The organism is Plantactinospora sp. CNZ320 (assembly GCF_002846275.1).
The window spans coordinates 3,264,282-3,290,142 of sequence record NZ_PJMP01000001.1 but is presented as its reverse complement, the minus strand read 5'-3'; the positions used below and the strand labels follow the sequence as shown (position 1 = coordinate 3,290,142).

Below are 25,861 nucleotides of genomic sequence, written 5' to 3'. Positions count from 1 at the left end.
AACGGCCGGAGCGCCGCTGGCTCTCCCGGCAGGACCCGATCGACACCAGCCGGCAGTCCGCCAGACGCCGTTACCGGTAGCCACCGGGCAGCCGGCAGCCCGCAGACGACGAAGGACAGGTGCGTCACGCGAAGGTGGCGTGCCGAAAGTACGGCGGGGCGAGCTGCCGGAAGACGGCGGCGCGCAAGCTGCCGGAAGAACACGTGTGGCCCCTGAGCCGGCCGGCTCAGGGGCCACACGTCAGGTGTGTGGTGTCCCGTTCGTCAGGCGGAAAGCGACTGGAGCCGCTTGGCGATCGCCGACTTGCGGTTCGCCGCCTGGTTCTGGTGAATCACGCCCTTGCTGACCGCCTTGTCGAGCTTGCGCGAGGCGTCCTGCATGAGCTCGGTCGCCTTGGCGCTGTCTCCACTCTCGGTAGCCTCGTGGAACTTGCGGATGGCGGTCTTCAGCGACGACTTGACCGACTTGTTACGCAGCCGGCGCTTCTCGTTCTGCCGGTTGCGCTTGATTTGGGACTTGATGTTCGCCACGCGACAGCCTCGTCCTGGTAGCTAGGGTTACATTTGCCTGTGATGCGCGGGCGGCGACGCACGTCGGAATACGGCCCGTGTCGGCACGCGCGAAGAGCCACGTTACCAGGTACGACCCGCCAGGGCCAAAACAGCCCATCGCCGGCCCCAGTCCGGTCGCCAGCCCTGTCGCAGCCCAGCGCCGATCCGGCGCGGCTCACTGCCAGCCCTGCCGCTCGGCCAGCCAGCCGAGCGCGGTCTGGGCACTCCACCGCTGGTGCGCCCTGGCGTGCGGGGAGCCGGTGTCGGTGCCGGCTGCCGCGCGGATCAACCAGTATCCGGAGAGCGCGGCGAGCGTGGCGTCCAGCCCGTCGGCCGGGGCGTCCCGGGCCGCCGGATGGGTGGCGAACAGGTCGTCGGCGTCCAGCCCGCTGGCGTACGCGGTGACCAGCAGGCTGGCGAGGTCGAACCAGGGTGGCCCGTAGCAGAGCCACGTCCAGTCGCAGAGCCAGGCGACCCCGGCCGAGTCCAGCAGTACGTTGTCCACCCGCAGGTCGCCGTGGATCATCGACGGGCGGTCGGCGTACCCGGGGAGCCGGGCCTCGAGCGCGGCGAGTTCGGGCAGTCGGTGCCGGGCGACGGCGGGAACCTCCGGCAGCGTCTCGCGGCCGGCGGCCAGCTCCGCCCACCAGGCCAGGTCCGCCCGGGCGAGGTCGGCGAGCCGGGGTACGCCGAGCGCCGCCAGTTCCATCGGCGGCTCCCGGAGTGCCGCCGCGACTGTCGCGTACGTGTCGAGGGTCGCCACCAGCTCGGCAGGCGTCCACGGCAGCCCCGGCATCCGCCCGTCGATGGCGTCCAGGCAGATCACGTGGTACCCGGCGGCGGTGAGCGTCCAGCGCGGGCGGGCCACGGCGAGCCCGGCCGGCAGTACGGCGGTGATCGCCGCCTCCCGGGCGTACCAGTCGCTCAGGTGCCGCTGGTCGACCAACGATGCCGCCTTGACGAAGACCCGGTCCCCGGCGGCGGTCTGCAACACTCCGGCGAACCCCCGGGTGAATCCGCCACCGGCGGTGCTGGCCCAGCTGACCCGGGCGCCCAGCCGGGCGGTGATCGCCGCTCGCAGGTCGGCGGGGAGATCCGCCCAGCCCGGGCGTACGGCGGTCGCGTCGTACGGTCGGGGCGGTACCGAGATGGCGGCCATGGCGTCAAGTCTGCCCTGGCTCGGCCGGCCGGCCGGGATTTCGGCCGCCGGGCTCGCCGCCCGTGGGAGCCGTTCCGCAGCCGCCCCCGATGTCCGTGGGAGCGTGCCGACGTCCCCGGGGAGCCGCGCCGACGCGCCCGTGGGAGCCGGGATTCCGGTGATGGTGACGGAACTCGCGGCGGTGATCCGGCGGCCTCGGCCGGGCGCCGTCTGACGGCATGGGAACATAGAAGGCCCATCGTCGTCAGCCAAGCAGAACGGATCGCCGTGCCACCGACGCCCGACTCCGGCGCGAACTCCCCTGGTGCCACCGACCCCGGCCGCATCAGGAACTTCTGCATCATCGCCCACATCGACCACGGCAAGTCGACGTTGGCCGACCGGATGTTGCAGCTCACCGGCGTGGTCGACCCCCGGCAGATGCGTGCTCAGTACCTCGACCGGATGGACATCGAGCGGGAGCGCGGCATCACGATCAAGAGCCAGGCGGTCCGCATGCCGTGGACCGTGCGGGAAGGTGACCAGCAGGGCGAAGAGGCCGTGCTGAACATGATCGACACCCCGGGTCACGTGGACTTCACCTACGAGGTGTCCCGGTCGCTCGCCGCCTGCGAGGGTGCGATCCTGCTTGTCGACGCCGCCCAGGGGATCGAGGCGCAGACCCTGGCCAACCTCTATCTGGCGCTCGAGAACGACCTGCACGTCATTCCCGTACTCAACAAGATCGATCTGCCGGCCGCCCAGCCGGACAAGTACGCCGAGGAGCTGGCGCACCTGATCGGCGGGGACCCGAGCGACTGCATCCGGGTCTCCGGCAAGACCGGCGAGGGCGTCTCCCACCTGCTCGACGAGATCGTCCGGCAGTTCACCCCGCCGGTCGGCGAGGCGGAGAGCCCGGCCCGAGCCATGATCTTCGACTCGGTCTACGACGTCTACCGGGGTGTGGTGACGTACGTCCGGGTGATCGACGGTCGGATCGAGGCGCGCGACAAGATCAAGATGATGTCCACCGGCGCCGTGCACGAGCTGCTGGAGATCGGCGTGATCTCGCCGGAGATGCAGAAGGCCGGCGCGCTCGGCGTCGGCGAGGTGGGGTACCTGATCACCGGGGTGAAGGACGTCCGGCAGTCCCGGGTCGGTGACACCGTCACCATCAACACCCGGCCGGCGCGCGAGGCGCTCGGCGGCTACAAGGACCCGAAGCCGATGGTCTACTCGGGGCTCTACCCGATCGACGGGTCGGACTATCCGGCGCTGCGGGACGCGCTCGACAAGCTGAAGCTCAACGACGCGGCGCTCAGCTACGAGCCGGAGACCTCCGCCGCGCTCGGCTTCGGCTTCCGCTGCGGCTTCCTCGGCCTGCTCCACCTGGAGATCATCGGCGAGCGGCTGGAACGCGAGTTCAACCTCGACCTGATCTCGACGGCTCCCAACGTCGTCTACCGGGTGAGCCTGGAGGACGGCAAAGAGGTCACGGTGACCAACCCGAGCGAGTACCCGACCGGCAAGGTCGCCGAGGTGTACGAGCCGGTGGTCCGGGCCACCGTGCTGACCCCGAACGACTACGTCGGTGCGGTGATGGAGCTCTGTCAGGGGCGGCGCGGCTCGTTGCAGGGGATGGACTACCTCTCCGCCGACCGGGTCGAACTGCGCTACACGCTGCCGCTCGCCGAGATCATTTTTGACTTCTTCGACCAGCTCAAGAGCCGTACCAAGGGCTACGCCTCGCTGGACTACGAGCCCTCCGGGGAGCAGCACTCCGACCTGGTCAAGGTCGACATCCTGCTCAACGGCGAGCCGGTGGACGCGTTCAGCGCGATCGTGCACAAGGACAAGGCGTACAACTACGGCGTGAACATCGCGGCGAAGTTGCAGAAGCTGATCCCTCGGCAGCAGTTCGAGGTGCCGATCCAGGCGGCTATCGGCAACCGGGTGATCGCCCGGGAGACCATCCGGGCCATCCGCAAGGACGTGCTGGCCAAGTGCTACGGCGGTGACATCAGCCGGAAGCGCAAGCTGCTGGAGAAGCAGAAGGAGGGGAAGAAGCGGATGAAGATGGTGGGCCGGGTCGAGGTGCCGCAGGAGGCCTTCATCGCAGCCCTCTCCACCAGCGACTCCGGCGACGGCAAGGGCGGCGGCAAGAAGTGACTCCCCGGGGGTACGGCCCCGGCGCGTCCTTCTGCCCCCGGTGTGCGGCGGCCCTGCCCGGCCCCGCACCGACCACCTGCACCCGCTGCGGCTACCAGCTCTTCGTCAACGCCCGGCCGACCGCCAGCCTGGTCATCCTGGACCGCGTTCCGGCGGTCCGGCCGGAACGCCGGAACGCGGTCGCGTCCTCGGTCGCGGAGCTGCGCTTCCTGGCCCTGCGCCGGGCGGCGGAACCGATGATCGGCCGTTGGGAGACACCGGGTGGGTTCTGCGACGGCTGGGAACATCCGGCCGAGGCGGCGGTCCGGGAGGCCCGGGAGGAACTCGGGGTGCCGATCAACCTTGGCGACCATATCGGCATGTACGTCGGCAGCTACGAGTTCCAGGACGAGATCCTGCCGGTCCTCGACAACTTTTTTCTGGCCACCCTGGCCGACCCAAGGATCGTGCTCGATCCGGCCGAGTCTGCCGAGCTGAGCTGGTTTTCCCTGGTAGATCCGCCGCCGCTGGCCTTTGCCACGATGGACGCGGCACTTCGGGACGCGGCGCGACGTCTGGGTGCGTAAGGCGGTTTGAGATTTTCGACCTCCGGGAATCTAGCAGTCACCACAACAACGTGTGACACATTCGAAGGAGGACGGCCGTGGAACTCACCGTCTGGGGTATCATCACCGCGCTCATCGTCGGTCTCATCATCGGCGCCCTCGGTCGTCTGGTCGTACCAGGCCGCCAGGACATGCCGATCTGGCTGACCATGCTGATCGGTGTCGGCGCCGCGCTGCTGGGCACGGTCATCGCCCGAGCGGCCGGCATCGCGACCGCGACCGCCGGCATCGACTGGATGGAGCTGCTGATCCAGGTCGCACTGGCCGCCGTCGCCGTGGCCCTGATCGCCGGGGTCGGCCGCCGTCGCCGAGTCAGCCGGTACTGAGCACCCCGCTCCCGGTAGCAAGGGGCGTCGGCCGACTCTCGGCCGGCGCCCCTGCTGGCGTTCTGCCCCCCATCCCGCCGAGAGCGCCGACCCCTCCGCCAGTCCGATCGGCGGGTGGACGATCGGCCGATCGGTCTGGCGCCGATTGCCGGGAACCGCTAAATTCCCTACGGCCGTACGATCGACTGTCGTGATCGACTAGCCGGTATCACCTATAGTTGTGAACGTCCATTCGCATTTGCTCAAATGATCTCCCCATGTTACGCTCTGTAAGTGTCTGCGGACTCTCTCCCGGGAAGCGTCAGGGTGTCGCCTCTACAGCTTTCGAATCAGCACCCCAAGGTCGCGTTGTACCTTGAGGCGTACACCCCCCTGGTCGAAGAGTGGTTCTCCGCGCTTCGGGTTTCGAGTGGGCTGAGGGAATTGCGGCGCGGTGGACCGGGCCGGGATCTCGTCGAGAATCTGCAAAGGCTCGACCAGCTTTTCCGGGACCTGGTCGACGACATGTTCGCGCGTCCGACACCGGTGCTGGAGCGCGCCCTCGCGGTCGTGGCCGCACACCGGGAGGCGGTCGTCTGGGAGGACCAACTGGTGCCGAGTCCCGGTGCCGGCCTCGACGAGCTGGCCGCCTCGCTGCGACACAAGTTCAAGCGCAACATCAGCCTCGCCCTGCTGGAGGCGTTGATCTGTCTGGAGTCGGCCCTGACCTACGGGCGGGAGAGCCTGGGCCTGTCCGGAGAGGCGCTGGAGTGCACCCTGCGCGGCAGCACCTCCATGCTGGCCAGCCTCTCCGTCCTGCACGACCAGCAGGAGATGGCCCGGATGCGGCAGTTGACAGGCGATCCGACCGAGATCCAGCATCCGAGGTTCACCGTCGCGGACATCGTCCGGGGTGCCTTCCGGATCGGTCCCGACAAGTTCCGGGCGGTCGGCCCCGAGGGTCAGCAGCGGATCCGGTTCGGCAGCGTCCCGCCGCACGGCGTCGAGTTGACCAGCCCGACCATGAAGTGCCCGGCGCACCGGCTGACCAACGAGGAGGGTCAGCCATTGAATAACGAGCTGTGGGCCCTTCTCGTCGACGTCTACCGGATGTCCGGTCGGTTGGCCTAGCCTCCACCGAACGGTGGCCGGTCGGATCCGCCGAACATGAATAGTTCGGCAATTCCGTCGCGTTGACGTTCGCTTCCCGGGTCGAATAGCGGCGCCGACCGGCCGTCGTTGCCCGCCCGAATCGGCGACACCGTACCGCCCATGGGCCGGAATTCGTGCACGCCACTGGGATCGCGTCGGTAGAACCGCCGATACGCCCGGTGAATTACCCAGGGTTATAGCCCGGTTTCATTCAGCCGCAACGGTTTCTGAACTCGACGAGGGTGAATCACCGGACGGCTACCGGGCCGGTTTCGCGGCTGCCCGGAAACGAAGCGGTGGTGGCCGCGCCGGCTCCCGACGGAACCGGCCCGGCCACCACCCTCGGGTCTCAGACTCAGCGCAGCCAGGGGATGCTGCGGTCGAGCAGACCGCGCTCCTTCAGCTCCTTGCGCAGCGGGATCTCGTCGTCGACGTACCCGTTCCAGTTGATGCCCCAGTAGTTGGCGGTGTGGGTACCCTCGCCGAGCAGCTGGCGCTGCACCGGGGTCCGGTTCTGGTACCACTGCCCGTTCTTGTCCGGGTGCAGTTCGTCGAGCGGGCGGATCCACCGGTAGGTGTAGCCGACGAAGAGCATCTTCCGGGTGATGTTGGAGAGGTTCGTGGACCGGGAGTGCCACTGCCGCCGGTCGAAGATGAAGGCGTCACCGGGGTTGGCGGTGATCTCCACGGTCCCCTCGGGGTCCGGGTTGTGCACCGTCAGGTCGGCCGGACGCGGCAGCGAGTTCCACAGGTGGCTGCCCGGGATGACCTTGGTGGCGCCACGGCCCTTCTCCGAGAGGTCGGAGAGCACGTACGCGACCTTGAGCGAGAACATCGGCCGGGGCAGGTTCGGATCCATCGTCTCCGGGTCCGAGTTCTGCCGGTAGCCGTCCTGGTGCCAGCCCCAGTACGGCTTCTCCGGCTCCAGGGCCGGCGGAGTGACGTCCAGGTGGTTGTGGTGGGTGTAGATGTTCCAGCCCGCGAGACCCCACATGTAGGGGAAGGCGATCGGGTGGGTGAGCAGTTCGCCGAAGAGCTCGTCCCGCTCCAGGAAGCCCAGCAGGTGCAGCGTGCCGTCCTTGGTGGTGTTGCCCTTCGCCTTCTCCTCGGCGTAGACCCGGTCGACCGCCGCCTCCAGGGCCGCCCGGTGATCCTCGGTCAGGACGTTGCGGAGCAACAGGAAGCCCTGCTCGTGGAACTCCTTGCGATCCGTGTCACTGATCGGCTCGTAGCCAGTGCGGCCGCCGTAGTCGAACACCGCGTCCCCTCCCCATAGGGTGAAACTCTTTCTGAGCACAGGCTGCCGATCGTAACCCCCACCGCAAGGCCCGCATCCCGGTGCGCGGCGCGCTGATCGGCGCCGGCCATCCGGAGGTACGCAGGGGAGCCAACTTTTGACACACCGCGACTAAACGACCGAGAAATGAGGGAGTCAGTCCCGTTCTGACCGTTTGTGCAATCACTGCCAGTTAGTGGTCGTTCCGGGAAGCAACAGAGTCGTCGCCCGATCAGCCGGGGCAGCCCGATCACTCAGGGCAGGCCGATCAGTCGGTGAAGACCTCGGCGACCACCTGGTGCGGCGTCGGCGGTACGCCCTTCACCGGTGTCCAGGCGCCGTCGTCCGCCGTCCACTGGAGGTCACCGAAGCGCACCTTCTTCACCCCGTGGTCGTCGGCGTGCGACACCAGCCAGTGCGCGTACCGCCAGCCCACCTGCGGATCCGTCGTCGGTACGGCCAGCCCGGTCAACTCGGCCGGTACCAAAGTCTCCAGCCGGCCCCAGTCGAGCTTCAGCCCGGCGGTCAGCGCCACCGCCGCCGCGTTCCCGCGCATCGCCGGCTCCCGGCCGACGGTGCAGGCCACCGCGCCGGTGGCGTTGCCCAGCAGTGCCCGGGTCAGCACCTCGGACTCGTCCGCCCACTGCTGGTACGCGTCGGGGAAGGCCGACCGCTGCACCCGTTGCGCCGCGACCGTGACCTCCATCTGCTCCCAGCCACGGACCTTCTTCAACGCGTTGTAGAACTTGGTCGCGGCGTAGCGCGGATCCCTGATCTGCTCCGGCGTGCCCCAGCCCTGGCTCGGCCGCTGCTGGAACAGCCCTACCGAGTCGCGGTCACCGCCGGCCAGGTTGCGCAGCCGGGACTCCTGGAACGCGGTCGCCAGAGCCACCACCACGGCCCGCTCCGGCATCTTGCGCCGGATCCCCACCGCGGCGATGGTCGCGGCGTTCGCCATCTGCTCGGCGTTCAACGTGACCCGGCCGTCCGCCTCGACCACACAGCCGGGGGCGGCGCTGGGTAACGGCAACCTGTGCCCGAACTCGCGAGCACCCAGGTAGACACCGAAACCGGCAACCGCCGCGAGCGTCACGCCCGCCGCCACCACCGCGCGAGTCCGCACCGCCACCTCCTGCCCGATAGTCGGACACAGCCTACTTCGACCGCCCAAAATCCGGCCCGGGTCAACCGCCGGCCGGGCCGGCCGGGGCCGGGTCAGTTACCGGGTACCCACCGGGCGGGCCGTTTCTCCCCGAACGCCGCGACACCCTCGCGGCCCTCCTCGGAGTGGAAGTACCGCACCGACAGTTCGCGCAGCCGTGCCAGCTCGGCCCGGAAGCTCTCCGTCGAGCCGCGCCGGAGCAGCTCCTTCGCCCCGGCCAGCGCGCCGGGGGCACCCCGGACCAGCGCCAGGCAGTAGGAGGCGACCGTCTCGTCCAGCGCCTCGGCAGTGGTGACGGTGGTGACCAGTCCGATCTCGGCCGCCCGACGGCCGTCGAAGGTGTCCCCGGTCAGGTACAGCTCGGCGGCGGCCCGTGGTTGCAGCCGGGGCAGCACGGTCGCCGAGATCACCGCCGGGATCACCCCGAGTCGCACCTCGGTGAACGCGAAGGTGGCCTCCTGGGCGCAGATCGCGATGTCGGCCGCCGCGACCAGGCCGAGGCCGCCGGCCCGGGCCGGGCCGCCGATCCGGGCCACCACCGGCTTCGGGCACTCCCAGATCGCCGCGAGCACGTCACCCAGCATCGCCACCGGCACCGTGCCCTCGCGGTACGCCGCCGCCGTCTCCTTCAGGTCCGCGCCCGAGCTGAAGACCGGCCCGGTGTGCGAGAGCACCACGACCCGGACGTCGTCGTCGGCCGCCGCCGCGCCCAGCGCGTCGAGCAGTTGACCGAGCAGGGCGGTGGAGAGCGCGTTGCGGTTGTGCGGGCTGTCCAGGGTGAGAGTTGTCACTCCGTGCGTGGTAGACACCCGGACGAGCTGATCAGCGGCTGAGGTCATGCCGGCACACTAGTCGCATGCCTGGAGTGCTCCCAGCGGGCGAGCCCGTACCCGTCGACGGGGCGCTGCCCGCCGCCGCCCTGGCCACGGTCGGCGACCGCGGCTTCGGGGTCTACGTCCACGTGCCGTTCTGCGCCTCCCGCTGCGGCTACTGCGACTTCAACACCTACACCGCCACCGAACTCGGCGGTTCGGCCGGCCGGGACGGCTACGCCGACCAGGTACTCGCGGAACTGCGCCTGGCCGCCCGGGTGCTGGCCGACCGGCCGCCGACCCGGGTCGACACGGTCTTCGTCGGCGGCGGTACGCCGACCCTGCTGCCCCCGGACGACCTGGCCCGGATCCTGGACGGCATCGACCGGACGTGGGGGTTGGCCGCCGACGCCGAGGTGACCACGGAGGCGAATCCGGAGTCGGTGACCCGGGACTCGCTCAAGGAACTGCGGGCGGCCGGGTACAACCGGATCTCCCTCGGCATGCAGTCGGCCGCGCCGGCGGTGCTGGCGATCCTGGACCGCCGGCACACCGCGGGCCGGGCCACCGAGGCCGCGCTGGAGGCCCGGGAGGTCGGCTTCGAGCACGTCAACCTGGACCTGATCTACGGGACGCCGGGGGAGCGGGCGGAGGACTTCGCGGCGTCGCTTCGGGCGGTACTGGCGGCGGGGGTCGACCACGTCAGCGCGTACGCCCTGATCGTCGAGGACGGTACCCGGCTGGCCGCCCGGATCCGGCGCGGCGAGTTGGCGTACCCGGACGACGACGTGGCGGCGGACCGCTACCTGGCCGCCGAGGCGGCGCTGACCGAGGCGGGTTTCTCCTGGTACGAGGTTTCCAACTGGGCCCGTAGCCCGGCCTCGGCCTGTCGGCACAACCTGCTCTACTGGACCGGCGGCGACTGGTGGGGTCTCGGGCCGGGTGCGCACAGCCACGTCGGCGGGGTCCGCTGGTGGAACGTCAAGCACCCGTCGAGTTACGCGGTCCGGCTGGCGGCGGGGCACTCCCCGGGGCAGGCCCGGGAGGTGCTGTCGACCGGGGAGCGGCGGGTCGAGGAGGTGCTGCTCGGGCTCCGGCTCGCCGCCGGGCTGCCGCTGTCGGTCCTCGACGACGCCGGTCGGGCGGGTGCGGCCGGGGCCCGCGAGACCGGGCTGCTGGACGCGGCGGCGTACGACGCCGGGCGGGCAGTGCTCACCCTGCGCGGGCGGCTGCTGGCCGACGCCGTGGTCCGGGACCTGCTGCCCTGACCCGCGCCGACGCGGCCCCGGAAAGCGCGATGGCCCGCGCCGGATCCGGCACGGGCCATCGCGCTGACGACTCGGATTACTTGATCATGCGGATGGACATCGGGTACTGGTAGACGACGCCCTCGTTCGCCTTCATGCCGGCGATGATCGAGAAGATCAGCACGACCACCCAGGCGATGAGCGGCAGGAAGAACAGCACGATGGTGCAGGTCCCGATGATCAGCGAGACGATCGAGATGATGCCCCAGGTGATCTGGAAGTTGAGCGCCTCGACCGCGTGCGCGCGAACGATCGGCGACTCGTTGCCCTTGGCGAGCAGCGCGACGAGCGAGGCGATGAAGCCGACCACGATGCCACCGAAGTGCGCGATCAGGGCCCAGGTCTTCTCCTCGCTGTTGGCGTAGCCGGCCGGTCCCGGGGCGCCGTACGGGTTGCCCGGCGGCGGGTAGCCGGCACCCGGGTACCCGCCCGGAGGCTGGCCGCCGGGGGGTGGGTAACCGCCGCCGGGTGGGTAACCGCCGCCCTGGGGCGGGTAGCCGCCGGGCGGGGGGTAACCGCCGCCGGAGGTCGGGTACGTCCCGCCCCCCGAGGTCGGATAGGTCCCGCCACCTGACGTCGGGTACGTCGCACCGCCGGAGGTCGGGTACGTCCCGCCGCCCGAGGTCGGCGGGGGCGTGCCGGGCGCACCGTACTGGGGTGCGGCGGGCGGGGGATACCCCTCGCCAGGTGTCGGGTATTGGCCCGGATTCATCGGGGCTGTCGGGTCCTGGGGCGGACCGCCGTATTCTCCGGGAGGGCGAGGCGGTTCAGTCATGGAGGTCACGGTAGGACTCCCGATCAAACAGCGCCAGCCGCCCCCCGGACGGAATCTGGACAACTGCCGGCCGTACCTGCTAGGTCCACCGGAGTACTGTGTCCTGGCAAGCCTGTTGTCCAGGTTCGGATATCCCCTCCAAACGATCATCGCGCCGGGTACGCCTTGGTCGTAGACTGGCACTCGCTACAGTCGAGTGCCAGGGCTGGCCTGGCCCGACCGTCGTGGTCGCCCCGGTCGTTTCGCCCAGCCGGGGCCGGGACGTCGCAGGGAGGTGAGGATGGGTCTCGACGACCGCAAGCTCGACGTGCTGCGCGCGATCGTGGAGGACTACGTCGCCACCCAGGAGCCGGTCGGCAGCAAGGCCCTGGTCGAGCGGCACCAACTCGGGGTTTCCCCGGCCACCGTCCGCAACGACATGGCCGTGCTGGAGGAGGAGGGCTACATCCGGCAGCCGCACACGAGTGCCGGCCGGGTGCCCACCGACCGTGGCTACCGGCTCTTCGTGGACCGGCTCTCCCGGGTCAAGCCGCTCACCCCGGCCGAGCGCCGGGCGATCGAGCGGTTCATGGTCGGCGCGGTGGACCTCGACGACGTGGTGCACCGTACGGTCCGGCTGCTCGCCCAGCTCACCCGGCAGGTGGCCGTGGTGCAGTACCCGAGCCTGGCCCGTTCCGCCGTCCGGCACCTGGAACTGGTGCCGATCTCCACCACCCGGCTGATGCTCGTCATGATCGCCGACACCGGCCGGGTGGAGCAGCGGCTGGTCGAGCTGCCCATCCCGATCAGCGCCGACGACGTGACCGATCTGCGCCGGCTGGTCAACGAGCGGCTCGGCGGCAAGAAGCTGGCCGAGACCCCGCCACTGGTCCAGGCGCTTGTCGACGAGGTGCCCCCGGGGCTCGGTCCGGCGATGACCACGCTCGCCACGGTGTTGCTGGAGACCCTGGTCGAGCGGCACGAGGAGCGGATCGTGATGGCCGGCACCGCCAACCTGACCCGGGGCGGGCTGCTCGACTTCCAGGGTTCACTGCGGCCGATCCTCGAGGCGCTAGAGGAGGAGGTCGTCCTGCTCAAGTTGATCGGCGAGGTGGAGCCGAACACCCTTCAGGTTCGCATCGGCGACGAGAACGAGATCGACAATCTGCGGGCCGCCTCGGTGGTCAGCACCGGATACGGTCCGGGTACGACCATCGTCGGCGGACTCGGCGTGTTGGGGCCCACCCGGATGGACTACCCGGGCACCATCGCCACGGTGCGGGCCGTGGCACGCTACGTCGGCGACGTGCTGGCGCAGAACTGACCACCAAGCTCTCCCCCTGACGACCGGCGGACGGTAACGCGAGACAGACATGAGGACACGGAACGCAGTGGCCAAGGACTACTACGGGATTCTCGGCGTCAGCCGGGACGCCTCCGACGACGACATCAAGCGCGCCTACCGCAAGTTGGCGCGGCAGTACCACCCGGACGTGAATCCGGATCCGGAGGCACACGAGAAGTTCAAGGACATCAACGCCGCGTACGAAGTCCTCTCGGACGACCAGAAGCGGCAGATCGTCGACCTGGGCGGCGACCCGCTCGCTCCCGGTGGCGGCCCCGGAGCCGGCCCCGGCGGTGCCGGTGGGCCGTTCGTCGGCTTCCAGGACATCATGGACGCCTTCTTCGGTGCGGCCGGTGGTTCCCGGGGGCCGCGTCCGCGTACCCGGCCGGGTGCCGACGCCATCCTGCGGCTCGAACTCGACCTGCACGAGACGGCGTTCGGGGTGGAGGCGCCGATCGCGGTCGACACCGCCGTGCTCTGCACCACCTGCACGGGTGCCGGCACCGCGCCCGGCACGCACCTGGCCACCTGTGAGGCGTGCGGCGGGCGGGGCGAGGTGCAGTCGGTGCAGCGCACCTTCCTCGGTCAGGTCGTCTCGTCCCGGCCGTGCACGGTCTGCCAGGGGTACGGCACGGTGATCCCGCACCCCTGCCCGACCTGCGCCGGGGACGGCCGGGTGCGTACCCGCCGTTCGCTGACCGTGAAGATCCCGGCCGGTGTCGAGGACGGCATGCGGATCCGACTGGCCCAGCAGGGCGAGGTCGGCCCCGGTGGCGGTACGGCCGGCGACCTCTACGTCGAGATCCACGAGCGGCCGCACGACGTCTACTCCCGCAAGGGCGACGACCTGCACTGCCGGGTCACCGTGCCGATGACCGCCGCCGCACTCGGTACCCGGCTGACAATCAAGACGCTGGACAGCGAGGAGCCGGTCGACGTCAAGCCGGGCACCCAGCCGGGCTCGACGCTGCGGCTGCGCGCCCGGGGCGTGCCACACCTGCGCGGTACCGGCCGGGGCGACCTCTACGTGCACCTCGACGTGCGTACCCCGACCAAGCTCGACGCCGAGCAGGAGCGGATGCTGCGCGAGTTCGCCAAGACCCGGGGCGAGGAGGTCGCCGAGCTGACCAAGCAGGGCGGCTTCTTCTCCCGGATGCGCGACGCCTTCAACGGCCACGCCTGACGGGCCACGCCTGACGGGCCACGCCTGATTGGCCACGCCTGATTGGCCACGCCTGATTGGCGCGTCGTCCGGCCGGCGCGGCTCGCCGGCCGGACGAACCGCTAACCTGCTCGCCGTGAGTGCGCCGCTGTTCCTGGTCGAGTCGCTGCCGTCGGACGACTCCGTCACCCTCGACGGTCCGGAGGGGCATCACGCCGCGACAGTGCAACGGCTGCGTACCGGTGAGGAGTTGCTGCTTGCCGACGGGCGCGGCGGCACCCTGACCGCGGTGGTCACCAGCGTCGGCCGGGGCACCCTGACCGCCTCGGTCACCTCCCGGCGGTACGTCGAGGCGCCCGACCCGAGACTGGTGGTGGTGCAGGGCATCGCCAAGGGCGACCGGGCCGAACTGGCCGTGCAGGCGATGACCGAGGTCGGGGTGGACGAGATCGTGCCCTGGGCGGCGGAGCGCTCGGTGGCGCAGTGGCGCGGCGACCGGGGCGCCCGGGCCAGGGACCGCTGGGTGGCGACCGCGCGCGAGGCGGCCAAGCAGGCCCGCCGATCCTGGCTGCCGACCGTCGCCGGCTCGGCGCAGGCACCGGACGAGTCGACCCGGGTGGTGGCCCGGCGGATCGGTGACGCGGCAGCCGGTTTCGTGCTGCACGAGGAGGCGCAGGCCCGGCTCGGCACCGCCGAACTGCCGCCCGCCGGCGACATCGTGCTGGTGGTCGGTCCCGAGGGAGGCGTGTCGCCGGCCGAGTTGGCGACGCTTACCTCGGCGGGTGCCGTACCGGTCCGGCTCGGCCCGGAGGTGCTGCGTACCTCGACCGCCGGTGTCGCCGCCCTCGCCGTCCTCTCCACCCGCCTCGGCCGCTGGTGAGTAAGGAAGGGCCCCTTCTTATCGTTTTCTGTAGAAGAAGGGGCCCTTCCTAACGGGCGTCGGATGGTGCGTCAGATGTCGACGGTGCTGGTTAGGCGGATGTTGGCGACGCTGCGAGCCGCCTCGATGCGGTACCGGCCGGGGCGGGTGGCCCAGCCCTCCGGCTCCCAGACCCGGAAGGTCCGTGCCGGCAGTGGGACCCGTACCGTCACCGACTCGCCGGGAGCCGCCTCGGCAGCGGCGAAGCCGGCCAGCCAGCGCACCGGACGATCCGGCTCGGCGGCCTCCGGGCCGACGTACACCTGCACCACCTCGCGGCCGGGACGGTGGCCGGTGTTGCGGACGCTCACCACGGCGACCGGTCCCTCCGCCCCGTCCTTGACGGTGAGCGACTCGTACGCCCACTCGGTGTAGCCGAACCCGTGCCCGAACGGGAAGAGCGGCTCGGCCCGCCAGCCCCGGTAGCCGACGAAGATCCCGTCGGTGTAGTCGAGCACCCCGTCGACCGGGGTGGTGGGAAGCGCCGGGCAGTCCTCCGGCCGGCGTGGCCAGGTGGTGGGAAGCCGTCCGCCCGGTTCCGCCCGACCGAGCAGTACGTCGGCGAGCGCCGCCCCGGCCTCCTGCCCGGGAAACCAGGTGAGCAGGATCGCCGCCACCTCGTCGGCCCAGGGCATCAGCACCGGTGAACCGGCGTTGACCACCACCACCGTCCGGGAGTTCGCCGCGGCGACCCGCCGGACCAGCTCGTCCTGCCGGCCGGGCAGCGCCAGCGTGCTCCGGTCGAACCCCTCCGACTCCACCTCCTCGGTGGTGCCGACCACCACCACCGCCACGTCGGCGTCGGCGGCGACCCGGACCGCCTCGTCGAGCAGGGCGTCGTCCGGGGCGACCGCCGGCTCGGCGTGACCGAGGCCGAAGGAGACGAAACCCGGATGTTCGCCGTCGACCATCCGCCGGGTGAGCCGTACCTCGACCGGCTCACCGGCGCGTACGGCGACCTCGAACCGGCGCTCCACGGTGGCCCGGAAGACGGTGCCGGGCTCCTCCGACGGCTCGTAGAGCGGGCCGTCGAAGAGTTCCGTACCGTCCACGGTGAGGGTGAAGACCCCGAAGCCCTCGACCGCGAGCCGGGCGGTGCCGCTGCGCAGCGGCGTGTGTACGGCGCTGATCTCGATGCTGGCCAGCTCCTCCGGCGGCAGGCCCTCGGGCAGCTCACCCATCCAGCGCACCGTCGCCCGGTCCAGCTCCGCCCGGTAGCGCTCCCGCCCGTCGGCGTCGCGCAGCGTGGCGATGATCGGGGTCCAGGCCACTCCGCCGGCCGCCGGCAGCCGGAGCCGGGGGTCGGCGCCGACCCCGTGGACGAGGTCGGTGTCGGGCAGCGCGGCGGTCAGCCCGGCGAGCGGGGAGATGGCGTGCGGCGGCGCGACCAGGGCACTGCCGCCGCCCTGGATCCGCGCGTCGTCGGCGAGCGCGCCGAGCACCGCCACCCGGCGCAGCCGGCCCGGATCGAGCGGCAGCAGCCCGCCTTCGTTGCGGGCCAGCACGAAGGAGCGGACCGCGACCGCGTGCGCCAGGGCGGCGCCGTCCGGCGGGCGCGGCCGGTCGGCCGGGTCCACCGCCGGGGGTACGCCGTCGAGCAGCCCGACCCGGCCGGCGAGCCGGAGCACCCGGCGTACCTTGTCGTCCACCTCGGTCTCGGCGACCGTGCCGGCCCGGACGGCGGCGACCAGCGCGGCGCCCCACGGGTCACCGGCGGCCGGCATCACCACGTCGAGCCCGGCGTTCGCGGACGCCTCGGTGCTGCGCGCCGCCGTCCAGTCGGAGACGACGATCCCGTCGAAGCCCCACTCCCGCTTGAGCAGGTCCCGGAGCAGCCCGGCGTGCTCGGTCATGGTGTGCCCGTTGACCCCGTTGTACGCCGCCATCACCGCCCAGACCCCGGCGGCGACGATCCGTTCGAACGGGGCGAGGTAGACCTCCCGGAGCGCCCGTTCGGAGACCCGGACGTCAACTGTCATCCGCTCCGTCTCCGAGTCGTTCGCGACCAGGTGCTTGACGGTGGCACCGACGCCGAGCTCCTGCACGCCGGTGACGTAGCCGACGCCGATCTCGGCGCTGAGCAGCGGGTCCTCCGAGTAGCACTCGAAGTGCCGGCCGCCGAGCGGGCTGCGGTGCAGGTTGACGGTGGGGGCGAGGAGCAGGTGGATGCCCTTGCGCCGGCACTCGGCACCGAGCACCCGGCCCGCCTGCCGGGCGAGGATGGGATCCCAGGTGGCGGCCAGCGCGGTCGGGCTGGGCAGGGCGATCGACGGGTCGTCCGGGGTCCAGCGGACGCCGCGTACCCCGATCGGGCCGTCCGACATCACCAGCGAGCCGAGCCCGATCTCGGGGATGGCCGGCAGGGTCCAGAAGTCCTGGCCGGAGAGGAGCCGGACCTTCGTCTCCAGGTCCAGCGCGGCGAGCGCCCGATCGAGTACGGCGTCCGCCGGATCAGGGATCGCGTCCGCTCGGTCGGCCTCAGCCCCGTCCCGCCGATCCACCGTCATCGTCGCGCCCCTTCCGCCGGCCGGATATCGATCATCCTGCCAGCCGGAGCCGCCGCCCGCCGCCCGACGATCCGGCGGTAGGGATTCGGTAGTGGAGTCGGCGTTTTGGGGCAGCGGTGGGCCGTGTCCGGTCGGCGGCCGACGGCGGTGGTCAGGTGCGCAGGTAGGAGGCGCCGTTGAGGTCCACGATGGTGCCGGAGGCCCACTCCGCCTCCGGCGAGGCCAGCCAGTGCACGGCGGCGGCGATCTCCTCCGGCCGGGCGATCCGGTTGAACGGGCTCTGCGCCCGGATCGCGTCACCGCGCGGCGCCTTGAGGTGCTCGTTGGTCATGTCGGTCTCGACGAAGCCGGGCGCGACCGTGGCGACCGCGATCCCGTACGGGGCGAGGGCCACCGCAAGGGACTGGCCCAGCGCGTTCAGCCCGGCCTTGCTGGCGCCGTACGCCGGCTGGGTCGGTTCGCCCCGGAACGCGCCCCGGGACGAGACGTTGACGATCCGGCCACCCGGCTGACGCAGGTGCCGGGCAGCACACCAGATGGTGTTGGCCGCGCCCAGCAGGTTGACGTCGAGCGTCCGGCGCCACTGCTGCTGCCACTGCTCGTAGGAGGACTCGAAGACCGGGTGCCCGGCATCCGCACTGCCGAACACCCCGGCGTTGTTCACCAGTACGTCCAGTCCGCCGAGCCGGTCGGCCGCGTCGTCGACCATCGCGCGTACCTCCTCCGGGTCGGCCAGGTCGGCCCGGACCGCCACGTGCCCCTCGCCGGGCAGGGCCGCGACGAGCTGCTCGGCCAGCGGGGCCGAGTCGCGGTGGTGCACCGCCACCCGATCGCCCCCGGCAGCGAACGCCATCGCCACCGCCCGCCCGATTCCCCGGGACGCCCCCGTCACCAGCACCGCTCGTCCAGTCATCCGGCCATGATGCCGGTCGCCGCCGGCTTCGAGGTCACCGGGCCGGACCGCGCTGCACTCGCATCGGCAGGACGGTGCCGCACCGGGCCGGCGGGACCGTGCCGCACTCGCATCGGCGGGACCGTGCCGCACCGGGCCGGCGGGACGGCGCCGGGCAACGGCAACCCCTACGATTGGCGATGATGGAGACCAACTGCCTGTTCTGCCGGATCGTCGCGGGCGAGATCCCGGCGACCGTCGTCCGGGAGACCGACACCACGCTCGCCTTCCGGGACATCGATCCGAAGGCGCCGGTGCACGTGCTGGTGATCCCGAAGGAGCACTACGCCGACGTGGTGACCCTGACCGAGGCCGATCCGGGACTCGCCGGTGAGGTGCTGAGCACCGCGGCGGTGGTCGCCGAGACCGAGGGACTGGCCGCCGACGGCTTCCGGCTGATCTTCAACACCGGCCCGTACGGCGGGCAGGAGGTCTTCCACGCCCACGCCCACGTGCTCGGCGGCGAGCCGTTGGGGCCGATGCTGGCCCGCTGAGCACGCTCCCTCCGTTCAAGCCGGGAAAGTGCACCCCCGGCGGCCAGCGGAAACGGCCAGGTGGGCGGGCGTAGGATCCGTGATCTTGGCGAAGGGATCGCTGGCGAGGGGGCATCGTGGCCGAGGGAGACGGACGGTTCGAGCGGCTGGTCCGGCAGGCACAGGCCGAGTCCCGGATTCCGGCGGTCTCGGTCGCGCTGCACCGGGCCGACCGGCCGTTGCGGACCTTTACGGTCGGCACCACCGGCAACGACGCGCCGCTGCACAGCGGTACCGCGTTCCGGATCGGTTCGGTGACGAAGACCTTCACCGCCGTACTCGTGATGCAGTGCCGGGACGACGGACTGCTCGACCTGGACGACCCGATCGGGGCGCACCTCGACGTACCGGCGCACGGCGAACCGACCGTACGCCGGCTGCTGTCGCACACCTCCGGGGTGCAGCGCGAGCCGTACGGCGACGTGTGGGACACCCTGCACACCCCGGAACTCGACGAGTTCCTCGCCGACCTGGCCCGGGCCGAACGGGTACTCCCACCGGCCCGCCGGTTCCACTACTCCAACCTCGGCGCCGCGCTGCTCGGCCAGGCGGTCGCCCGGCTCCGTGGCGGTACCTGGGCGGAGGTGCTCGCCGAGCGGGTACTCGACCCGCTCGGGCTGGCCGACACCGTCACGCACCCGCCGGCGGGCGCGGCGACCGGCTTCCTGGTCGACGCCTACTCCGACCATGCCCGGCCGGAGCCGAACACCGACCTCGGCGCGGTCGGCCCGGCCGCGCAGCTCTGGAGCACCGCACCCGACATGGCCCGCTGGGCGGCGTTCCTGGTCGACCCGGCGGCGATTGACCCGACCGGCGCGGTGCTCCGGTCGAGCACTCTCGACGAGATGCGCTGGCCGCTGACCGTGACCGACGAGTCGCTCTGGTCCGCAGGCTTCGGGCTGGGACTGATCCTGCTGCCCCAGCGTTCCTCCGGTGCGGCGGAGCGGGTCACGCACGTCGGCCACGACGGTGCGATGCCCGGTTTCCTGGCAAGCGTCTACGGCCGGCGCGGCGGTCCGGGCACACCGGCGGCGATGGGGTGCGCGGTGCTCGGCTCCTCGGGTACGGGCGTCGCGGTGAACGAGCTGGCGCACCAGTTGCTGGCCCTCTCGGCCCAGGAGGATCCCGCCGACATCGTGCCGTGGACTCCGGGCGAGCCGGCTCCGGAGCCGTACCGCGGGCTGCTCGGCCGCTGGTGGGGCGAGGGCTTCGAGTACGTCTTCTCGTGGCGGGACGGCACCCTGCGGGCCCGCGGCGTGGCCGATCCGGCCGGTAAGCCGCCGGCCGTCTTCGCACCGTTGCCGGACCGGCCGGACGTGCTGCGTACGGTCTCCGGCCGGGAGGTCGGCGAGTTGCTCCGGCTGACCCGGGACGACCGGGGCGAGGTGGTCCGGATGCACTGGGCCACCTACCGCTTCACCCGGCGCCAGGAGACCTTCGACCGCTTCGACTTCCGCGCGAGCTGACGGTTCCGCGTGAATTGACGGTCCGCACGAGCTGCCGGTGGCGCGTCCGGTGGTGGTCACCGCCGTCCCGTTACGGCCATTATGTCCGGGTAGTCGGGCGTGCCGACCGGTCACCGAGCGGGTCAGCCGGACCGGCTCCGCCGGGCGGGGCCGCCCCGGCGCGGACGGGGTAGGGCCCCGACCTGCCCAGGCCGGTGATCGGGGGCGGAAATGGGCAGCGTGCCATCGGCGTTGAACAGATACGATGAGTCCAACGTCCGCACGTCGCGCGACCGGTCGGGAGATTCCCGACGGTGCAGCGGCACCGAGATTGGAAGCAGGTGGCACAGGGCCTCGGGCCCGACCCATGACCGGTACCCCACCCCCCGGGCAGCCCCGGGTGCAGACCAGGATCACGGTCCCAGACCCCAAGATCATGGTCAATCTGCTCGGCGCGGGCGACGAGATCCTGCGACTCATCGAGCGGTCGATCCCCAGTGACGTGCACGTCCGGGGAAACGAGATCACCCTGACCGGCGCCCCTGGCGACAACGCCTTCGCGGAGCGGCTCTTCACCGAGCTGCTCGAGTTGATCGAGAAGGGCGAGACACTGACCACCGACGCCGTACGGCGTACGCTGGCCATGATCGAGCAGGGCGGCACCGAACGCCCCGCCGAGGTGCTGACGCTCAACATCCTGTCCCGGCGCGGCCGGACCATCCGGCCCAAGACGCTGGGCCAGAAGCGGTACGTCGACGCGATCGACGGTAAGACGATCGTCTTCGGCATCGGCCCGGCCGGTACCGGCAAGACCTACCTGGCGATGGCCAAGGCGGTGCAGGCGCTCCAGGCCAAGCAGGTGAACCGGATCATCCTGACCCGGCCGGCGGTCGAGGCGGGCGAGCGGCTCGGCTTCCTGCCCGGCACGCTGCACGAGAAGATCGACCCCTACCTGCGGCCGCTCTACGACGCGCTGCACGACATGCTCGACCCGGACTCGATCCCGAAGCTGATGGCCGCCGGGACGATCGAGGTCGCGCCACTGGCGTACATGAGGGGCCGCGCGCAACCGTACGACGCGCGGGTCCTGACTCCGGAGGGATTCAAGCCGTTCGGGTCGCTCCAGGTCGGCGACCTGGTCATCGGCTCGAACGGTACGCCCACGCCGGTGATCGGCATCTACCCGCAGGGACCCAAGCAGGTCTACCGGGTCACCACCCAGGACGGGGCGTCCACGCTCTGCTGTGGCGAGCACCTCTGGACGGTCAGGACTCCCGAGGACAAGCGGCATGGCCGCCGCCGGACCCTTGAGACGAGTGAGATGATCGGCAACGAGCGGCGGGGTCACGCCCACCGCTATGAACTCCCGGTCGTGGCCCCGGTGCAGATGGAGCCGCAGGAGGTTCCGCTCGACCCGTACGCTCTCGGGCTGCTGCTCGGGGATGGGTCCATCTCGTGCCGGGCGACGCCTGGATTCACGACGGCGGATCCCGAGCTGGCAGTCGCGCTCGAGGCGGCGCTCCCCAACATCGAACTCGTCCGCAAGGGCGACCTCGACTACGTCCTTCGGCACGTTCACGGTGGCCGTGGTGGGGTGATCGTCGCCAACCCGGTGACCGTCGCGCTCCGCGAGCTGGAACTGGCCGGCACCAAGTCGGGAACCAAGTTCGTGCCGGAGGTGTACAAGCGCAACGGCATCGAAGTACGACTGGCAGTGCTACAGGGCTTGCTGGACACGGACGGAGGGCCGGTCCTCCAGTCGGGGCGCACCTGCCGGGTGCAGTACTCGACGACCTCCGCCAGGCTCCGGGACGACGTCATCTATCTGGTCCAGTCGCTCGGCGGCGTTGCCTCCTGGCGCGTTCGGGAGGCCGAGGGACGCGAGCCCGGCCTCGCAAAGGGTCGCCCCGTCCCGTACCGTGCGGACGCCTACGTCGTGGAGATCCGGTTGCCGGAGGGGATCGCCCCGTTCCGCCTGGAGCGCAAGCGCCGGCGCTACGAGGCACAGGGGGGTGGCCGGCCGATGCGCTTCATCGACTCGATCCTCCCCGCGGGTGTGCAGGAGACGATGTGCATCCAGGTCGCGGCGGAGGACTCGCTCTACGTCACCGACCACTTCCTGGTCACGCACAACACCCTTAATGACGCGTTCATCATCCTCGACGAGGCGCAGAACACCACGCCCGAGCAGATGAAGATGTTCCTCACCCGGCTGGGCTTCGGCTCCAAGATCGTGGTGACCGGTGACGTGACCCAGGTCGACCTCCCCGGCGGTACGACCAGTGGGCTGCGCGCCGTACGCGAGATCCTGGAGGGGGTCGAGGACGTGCACTTCTCCCAACTCTCCAGTTCCGACGTCGTGCGGCACCGGCTGGTCAGTGACATCGTTGACGCGTACGCCCGCTGGGACGCCGAACGGGAGTCCCAGCAGCAGGGCCAGGGCGTGCACGCCGTACCCGGCCGGACCGCGCACGGCGGCCGGACCGGCCGACGCCGTTAGACCGGCCCGACAGTGCCGTCACCACAGCTTCCGACAGTGCATCAGGGGAACCAGTTGTCCATCGAGATCGCCAACGAGTCGGGCAGCGCCGTCGACACCGACGCCGTGCTCGCCGTGGCCCGACACGCCCTCGACGAGATGGGGGTCAACTCCCTCGCCGAGCTGTCGGTGCTGCTCGTCGACGTCGACTACATGACCGAGCTGAACCACCGCTGGATGGGTGGGGACGGCCCGACCGACGTACTCGCCTTTCCGATGGACGAGGGCAGCGTCGACCACGGGCCAGGCGAGGTGAACGGCGGTGAGCCGGCGCTCCTCGGCGACATCGTGCTCTGCCCGGAGGTCGCCGCCAAGCAGGCCGCCACCGCCGGGCACTCGGCCGCCGACGAGTTGCACCTGCTGACCGTGCATGGCGTACTACACCTACTCGGCTACGACCACGCCGAACCGGAGGAGGAACGGGAGATGTTCGCGCTACAGGCGCGGCTCCTGGACAGCTGGCGCGCGACCCGGACCCAGTGATGCCTGACCATTTAGCCGCGCTGCCCGCGTCGCTGGCGTCGACCGTCAGCGCCCCGGGCGGCCTGCCCGATCTCGCACTGCTCTTCTTCGCCGCCGGTCTGGTGGTGCTCGCCGGCATCTTCGCGATGGCCGACGCCGCGCTCGGCGCCGTCTCCCCGGCCCAGGCCGGTGAGCTGGCCCGGGACGGTGTACGCGGCGCACGTACCCTCCAGGTCGTCGCCGCCGACGCGGTCCGGCACATCAACCTGCTGCTGTTGCTGCGGCTGCTCTGCGAACTGACCGCGACCGTCCTGGTCGCGCTGGTCGCGGTGGACACCTTCGGCGCCGGCTGGACCGCCGCCCTGGTCACCGCGGGCGCGATGACCGTGGTCAGCTTCGTGGTGGTCGGCGTGGCGCCGCGCACCATCGGCCGGCAGCACGCCTACACCGTCGGCCGGGTCACCGCGCCGCTGGTCCGCTGGCTGGGCCGGGTGCTGAATCCGCTCGCCTCGCTGCTGATCCTGATCGGCAACGCGGTCACCCCGGGGCGCGGGTTCCGGGAGGGCCCGTTCGCCACCCAGGTCGAGCTGCGTGAGCTGGTCGACCTCGCCGAGCAGCGCGGCGTCGTGGAGCACGGCGAACGGCAGATGATCCACTCGGTCTTCGCGCTCGGTGACACAATCGTCCGCGAGGTGATGGTGCCGCGTACCGAGATGGTCTGGATCGAGGCGCACAAGAAGCTGCCGCAGGCGCTGGTGCTCTTCCTCCGCTCCGGCTTCTCCCGGATCCCGGTGATCGGCGACAGCGTCGACGACGTGCTCGGGGTGCTCTATCTCAAGGACGTGATCCGGCAGACCCAGGGGGACGACCCGGCCGCCGACGCGCGGCCGGTCTCCGAGGTGATGCGCACCGCCACCTTCGTACCCGAGTCGAAGCCGGTCGACGACCTGCTCTCCGAGATGCAGGCGGCCCGTACCCACATGGTGATCGTCGTCGACGAGTACGGCGGCACCGGTGGGTTGGTCACCATCGAGGACATCCTGGAGGAGATCGTCGGCGAGATCACCGACGAGTACGACGTCGAGCGACCGCCCGTCGAGCGCCTCGACGACGGCCAGGTCCGGGTCACCGCCCGACTGCCGGTCGAGGACCTCGGGGAGTTGTTCGACGTCGAGTTGCCGGCCGACGAGGTGGAGACCGTCGGCGGGCTGCTCGCCCAGTCCCTCGGCCGGGTGCCGATCCCCGGTGCCTCGGCCGATGTGGGCGGGCTGCGGCTGATCGCCGAGGGCACCACCGGCCGGCGCAACCACATCGACTCCGTACTGGTCCGCCGGCTCACCGAGGCCGACGAGCCGGAGCAGCAGCAGAGCCGTACCGACCCCGAGTCCCGGGGTACGCAGAACACCCGGGAGCAGCACTCCCGGGCCGACGAGAGGCAACCCGCCGATGCCTGACCCGTCCGCCCCACCAGCCGCCCCGGTCGGTGGGCACACCCCGTCGGCAACCGTCGAACTGACCGCCGAGGACACCAAGCTGGTGGTGCTGGCCCGGGGTGCCCGGGGACGGGTCGGCGCGGTGGAGGGCGCGGCGGTACGCGACCAGGACGGCCGGACGTACGCCGCCGCCAGTGTCTCGCTGCCGTCGCTGACCATCACGGCGTTGCAGCTCGCCGTCGCCTCGGCGGTCGCGGCCGGAGCGACCCGGCTGGAGGCCGGTGCGGTGGTGACCGAGGCGTCGACGCTGGACGGCGCCGGGCACGCCGCCGTCCGGGACCTCGCGGCGGACGCGCCGATCCACGTCGCCGCCCCGGACGGCACCCTGCTCGGCACGGTGCTGGAGTGACCGCCTCCCGCTCCGCTGGTCGGTCGGCCGGTTACCGGGCCGGGTTCGCCTGCTTCGTTGGGCGGCCGAACGCCGGCAAGTCGACGCTGACCAACGCGATCGTCGGGCAGAAGATCGCGATCACCTCCAACAAGCCGCAGACCACCCGGCACGTGATCCGGGCCGTACTGCACCGGCCGGACTCACAGCTCGTGCTCGTCGACACCCCCGGGCTGCACCGGCCGCGTACCCTGCTCGGCGAGCGGCTCAACGACCTGGTCCGGCAGACCTGGAGCGAGGTCGACGTGATCGGCCTCTGCATCCCGGCGGACGAGCCGATCGGCCGGGGCGACCGGTTCATCACCGGCGAACTGGCCGAGCTGAAGGCCAAGGTGCTGGCGGTGGTCACCAAGACCGATCTGGTGGATCGGAAACGGCTGGCCGAGCAACTGCTCGCGGTCAGCGAACTGGGCGCCTTCGCCGAGGTCGTACCGGTCAGCGCGGTCTCCGGTCACCAGGTGGACACCCTTGTCGACGTGATGACCGGCTATCTGCCGTCCTCGCAGCAGCTCTATCCGGACGACATGCTCACCGACGAGCCGGAGCAGATCCTGGTCGCCGAGCTGATCCGGGAGGCGGCGCTGGAGGGGGTCCGGGACGAGCTGCCGCACTCGATCGCGGTGGTGGTCGAGGAGATGATCCCCGAGGACCGGCTGATGAAGATCTACGCCGACGTCTACGTGGAACGCTCCAGCCAGAAGGCGATCGTGATCGGCGCCCGGGCCAGCCGGCTCAAGGACGTCGGCATCCGGGCTCGGCAGCAGATCGAGGAACTGCTCGGTACCCGGGTCTATCTCGACCTGCACGTCCGGGTGGCCAAGGACTGGCAGCGGGATCCGAAGCAGCTCCGCAAGCTCGGCTTCTGAGCCCGGTCGCGGATCGTCG

At 71.2% G+C, this 25,861-nt stretch carries 23 protein-coding genes and 2 pseudogenes; 17 read left to right on the top strand and 8 right to left on the bottom strand.

Annotated elements, in window-relative coordinates; genetic code table 11:
* Positions 1-263 precede the first annotated feature (263 nt).
* Together rpsT and CLT71_RS14385 are read right to left on the bottom strand one after the other, a co-directional pair.
* The gene (gene rpsT / locus CLT71_RS14390) at positions 264-530 is read right to left on the bottom strand and encodes a 30S ribosomal protein S20 (RefSeq protein WP_101367557.1); all 267 of its coding nucleotides are present in this window, start codon (positions 528-530) and stop codon (positions 264-266) included.
* Positions 531-726: 196 nt separating this feature from the next.
* Positions 727-1,710, bottom strand: coding sequence for a phosphotransferase (locus tag CLT71_RS14385; RefSeq protein WP_101367556.1), 984 nt, complete (start codon positions 1,708-1,710; stop codon positions 727-729).
* A 267-nt stretch (positions 1,711-1,977) separates the two neighbouring features.
* Between CLT71_RS14385 and lepA the strand changes: the two genes are divergently transcribed.
* The 4 genes from lepA to CLT71_RS14365 all read left to right on the top strand — a co-directional run bounded on the left by lepA (position 1,978) and on the right by CLT71_RS14365 (position 5,899).
* Positions 1,978-3,858 carry a translation elongation factor 4 gene (lepA, locus tag CLT71_RS14380; protein ID WP_101367555.1) on the top strand — a complete coding sequence of 627 codons (1,881 nt, stop codon included), beginning with the start codon at positions 1,978-1,980 and terminating at the stop codon, positions 3,856-3,858.
* Positions 3,855-4,424, top strand: coding sequence for an NUDIX hydrolase (locus tag CLT71_RS14375; protein ID WP_101367554.1), 570 nt, complete (start codon positions 3,855-3,857; stop codon positions 4,422-4,424). Before lepA ends, CLT71_RS14375 begins: the two co-directional genes overlap by 4 nt.
* Positions 4,425-4,501: 77 nt before the next feature.
* Entirely contained in the window at positions 4,502-4,789 is a 288-nt protein-coding gene (locus CLT71_RS14370; protein WP_101367553.1) for a GlsB/YeaQ/YmgE family stress response membrane protein, read from the top strand.
* Between the two features lie 423 nt (positions 4,790-5,212).
* Positions 5,213-5,899, top strand: a complete 687-nt coding sequence (locus CLT71_RS14365; RefSeq protein WP_101367552.1) for a hypothetical protein — start codon at positions 5,213-5,215, stop codon at positions 5,897-5,899.
* A gap of 376 nt (positions 5,900-6,275) precedes the next feature.
* On the opposite strand, the gene CLT71_RS14360 is transcribed toward CLT71_RS14365, so the two are convergent.
* The 3 genes from CLT71_RS14360 to CLT71_RS14350 all read right to left on the bottom strand — a co-directional run bounded on the left by CLT71_RS14360 (position 6,276) and on the right by CLT71_RS14350 (position 9,197).
* Positions 6,276-7,217: a phytanoyl-CoA dioxygenase family protein gene (locus tag CLT71_RS14360; RefSeq protein ID WP_486483263.1), complete on the bottom strand. Its 942-nt coding sequence runs from the start codon at positions 7,215-7,217 to the stop codon at positions 6,276-6,278.
* 247 nt (positions 7,218-7,464) lie between these two features.
* Positions 7,465-8,325, bottom strand: a complete 861-nt coding sequence (locus CLT71_RS14355) for a hypothetical protein (RefSeq protein ID WP_199187598.1) — start codon at positions 8,323-8,325, stop codon at positions 7,465-7,467.
* Between the two features lie 86 nt (positions 8,326-8,411).
* Entirely contained in the window at positions 8,412-9,197 is a 786-nt protein-coding gene (locus tag CLT71_RS14350) for an enoyl-CoA hydratase family protein (RefSeq protein ID WP_101367550.1), read from the bottom strand.
* Positions 9,198-9,214: 17 nt separating this feature from the next.
* Here CLT71_RS14350 and hemW point away from each other — a divergent pair, with 17 nt between their 5' ends.
* On the top strand, positions 9,215-10,438 hold the full coding sequence (hemW, locus tag CLT71_RS14345) for a radical SAM family heme chaperone HemW (RefSeq protein WP_101367549.1): 1,224 nt from the start codon (positions 9,215-9,217) through the stop codon (positions 10,436-10,438).
* A gap of 76 nt (positions 10,439-10,514) precedes the next feature.
* On the opposite strand, the gene CLT71_RS14340 is transcribed toward hemW, so the two are convergent.
* Positions 10,515-11,189, bottom strand: a complete 675-nt coding sequence (locus tag CLT71_RS14340; RefSeq protein ID WP_143743783.1) for a magnetosome magnetite crystal formation protein family — start codon at positions 11,187-11,189, stop codon at positions 10,515-10,517.
* Positions 11,190-11,532: 343 nt separating this feature from the next.
* On the opposite strand from CLT71_RS14340, the gene hrcA reads away from it, so the two are divergent.
* The 3 genes from hrcA (at position 11,533) to CLT71_RS14325 (ending at position 14,618) form a co-directional block, all read left to right on the top strand.
* Positions 11,533-12,555 carry a heat-inducible transcriptional repressor HrcA gene (gene hrcA, locus CLT71_RS14335; protein WP_101367547.1) on the top strand — a complete coding sequence of 341 codons (1,023 nt, stop codon included), beginning with the start codon at positions 11,533-11,535 and terminating at the stop codon, positions 12,553-12,555.
* A 67-nt stretch (positions 12,556-12,622) separates the two neighbouring features.
* Positions 12,623-13,759 carry a molecular chaperone DnaJ gene (dnaJ, locus tag CLT71_RS14330; protein ID WP_199187901.1) on the top strand — a complete coding sequence of 379 codons (1,137 nt, stop codon included), beginning with the start codon at positions 12,623-12,625 and terminating at the stop codon, positions 13,757-13,759.
* Positions 13,760-13,874: 115 nt separating this feature from the next.
* A complete protein-coding gene (locus CLT71_RS14325) occupies positions 13,875-14,618 on the top strand; it encodes a 16S rRNA (uracil(1498)-N(3))-methyltransferase (protein WP_101367545.1) in 744 nt (247 codons plus the stop codon).
* Positions 14,619-14,689: 71 nt separating this feature from the next.
* Here the strand turns inward: CLT71_RS14325 and CLT71_RS14320 are convergent, their stop codons facing one another.
* Positions 14,690-17,164, bottom strand: a complete 2,475-nt coding sequence (locus CLT71_RS14320; protein WP_101367544.1) for a glycoside hydrolase family 3 C-terminal domain-containing protein — start codon at positions 17,162-17,164, stop codon at positions 14,690-14,692.
* Positions 17,165-17,315: 151 nt separating this feature from the next.
* The gene (locus tag CLT71_RS14315; RefSeq protein WP_101367543.1) at positions 17,316-18,077 is read right to left on the bottom strand and encodes an SDR family oxidoreductase; all 762 of its coding nucleotides are present in this window, start codon (positions 18,075-18,077) and stop codon (positions 17,316-17,318) included.
* Between the two features lie 179 nt (positions 18,078-18,256).
* On the opposite strand from CLT71_RS14315, the gene CLT71_RS14310 reads away from it, so the two are divergent.
* From CLT71_RS14310 to era, 9 genes and pseudogenes are all read left to right on the top strand, one after another.
* A complete protein-coding gene (locus tag CLT71_RS14310) occupies positions 18,257-18,610 on the top strand; it encodes a histidine triad nucleotide-binding protein (RefSeq protein ID WP_101371441.1) in 354 nt (117 codons plus the stop codon).
* Positions 18,611-18,726: 116 nt separating this feature from the next.
* A complete protein-coding gene (locus tag CLT71_RS14305) occupies positions 18,727-20,115 on the top strand; it encodes a serine hydrolase domain-containing protein (protein WP_101367542.1) in 1,389 nt (462 codons plus the stop codon).
* 346 nt (positions 20,116-20,461) lie between these two features.
* Positions 20,462-21,208, top strand: a pseudogene (locus CLT71_RS38000) (PhoH family protein); the annotation flags it as partial.
* Between the two features lie 207 nt (positions 21,209-21,415).
* A pseudogene (locus tag CLT71_RS37995) lies at positions 21,416-21,949 on the top strand (LAGLIDADG family homing endonuclease); the annotation flags it as partial.
* 168 nt (positions 21,950-22,117) lie between these two features.
* Positions 22,118-22,594: a PhoH family protein gene (locus CLT71_RS37990; RefSeq protein ID WP_486483680.1), complete on the top strand. Its 477-nt coding sequence runs from the start codon at positions 22,118-22,120 to the stop codon at positions 22,592-22,594.
* A 54-nt stretch (positions 22,595-22,648) separates the two neighbouring features.
* A complete protein-coding gene (ybeY, locus tag CLT71_RS14295) occupies positions 22,649-23,116 on the top strand; it encodes an rRNA maturation RNase YbeY (protein ID WP_101367540.1) in 468 nt (155 codons plus the stop codon).
* Positions 23,116-24,549, top strand: coding sequence for a hemolysin family protein (locus CLT71_RS14290; protein ID WP_101367539.1), 1,434 nt, complete (start codon positions 23,116-23,118; stop codon positions 24,547-24,549). The genes ybeY and CLT71_RS14290 overlap by 1 nt, the downstream gene beginning before the upstream one ends.
* Positions 24,542-24,937 (top strand): cytidine deaminase, encoded by a 396-nt coding sequence (locus CLT71_RS14285; protein ID WP_101367538.1) that lies wholly within the window; start codon positions 24,542-24,544, stop codon positions 24,935-24,937. The genes CLT71_RS14290 and CLT71_RS14285 overlap by 8 nt, the downstream gene beginning before the upstream one ends.
* Entirely contained in the window at positions 24,934-25,842 is a 909-nt protein-coding gene (gene era, locus CLT71_RS14280; RefSeq protein ID WP_101367537.1) for a GTPase Era, read from the top strand. The genes CLT71_RS14285 and era overlap by 4 nt, the downstream gene beginning before the upstream one ends.
* Positions 25,843-25,861 lie beyond the last annotated feature (19 nt).

Excerpts from the sequence above, each read along its gene's own strand:
- CLT71_RS14385 (WP_101367556.1), bottom strand. The coding sequence starts at position 1,710 with ATGGCCGCCATCTCGGTACCGCCCCGACCGTACGACGCGACCGCCGTA.
- CLT71_RS14320 (WP_101367544.1), bottom strand. The coding sequence starts at position 17,164 with ATGACGGTGGATCGGCGGGACGGGGCTGAGGCCGACCGAGCGGACGCG.
- CLT71_RS14350 (WP_101367550.1), bottom strand. The coding sequence starts at position 9,197 with ATGACCTCAGCCGCTGATCAGCTCGTCCGGGTGTCTACCACGCACGGA.
- CLT71_RS14290 (WP_101367539.1), top strand. The coding sequence starts at position 23,116 with ATGCCTGACCATTTAGCCGCGCTGCCCGCGTCGCTGGCGTCGACCGTC.
- hrcA (WP_101367547.1), top strand. The coding sequence starts at position 11,533 with ATGGGTCTCGACGACCGCAAGCTCGACGTGCTGCGCGCGATCGTGGAG.
- CLT71_RS14285 (WP_101367538.1), top strand. The coding sequence starts at position 24,542 with ATGCCTGACCCGTCCGCCCCACCAGCCGCCCCGGTCGGTGGGCACACC.
- CLT71_RS14315 (WP_101367543.1), bottom strand. The coding sequence starts at position 18,077 with ATGACTGGACGAGCGGTGCTGGTGACGGGGGCGTCCCGGGGAATCGGG.
- CLT71_RS14340 (WP_143743783.1), bottom strand. The coding sequence starts at position 11,189 with ATGAATCCGGGCCAATACCCGACACCTGGCGAGGGGTATCCCCCGCCC.
- CLT71_RS14310 (WP_101371441.1), top strand. The coding sequence starts at position 18,257 with ATGATGGAGACCAACTGCCTGTTCTGCCGGATCGTCGCGGGCGAGATC.
- CLT71_RS37990 (WP_486483680.1), top strand. The coding sequence starts at position 22,118 with ATGCGCTTCATCGACTCGATCCTCCCCGCGGGTGTGCAGGAGACGATG.
- hemW (WP_101367549.1), top strand. The coding sequence starts at position 9,215 with ATGCCTGGAGTGCTCCCAGCGGGCGAGCCCGTACCCGTCGACGGGGCG.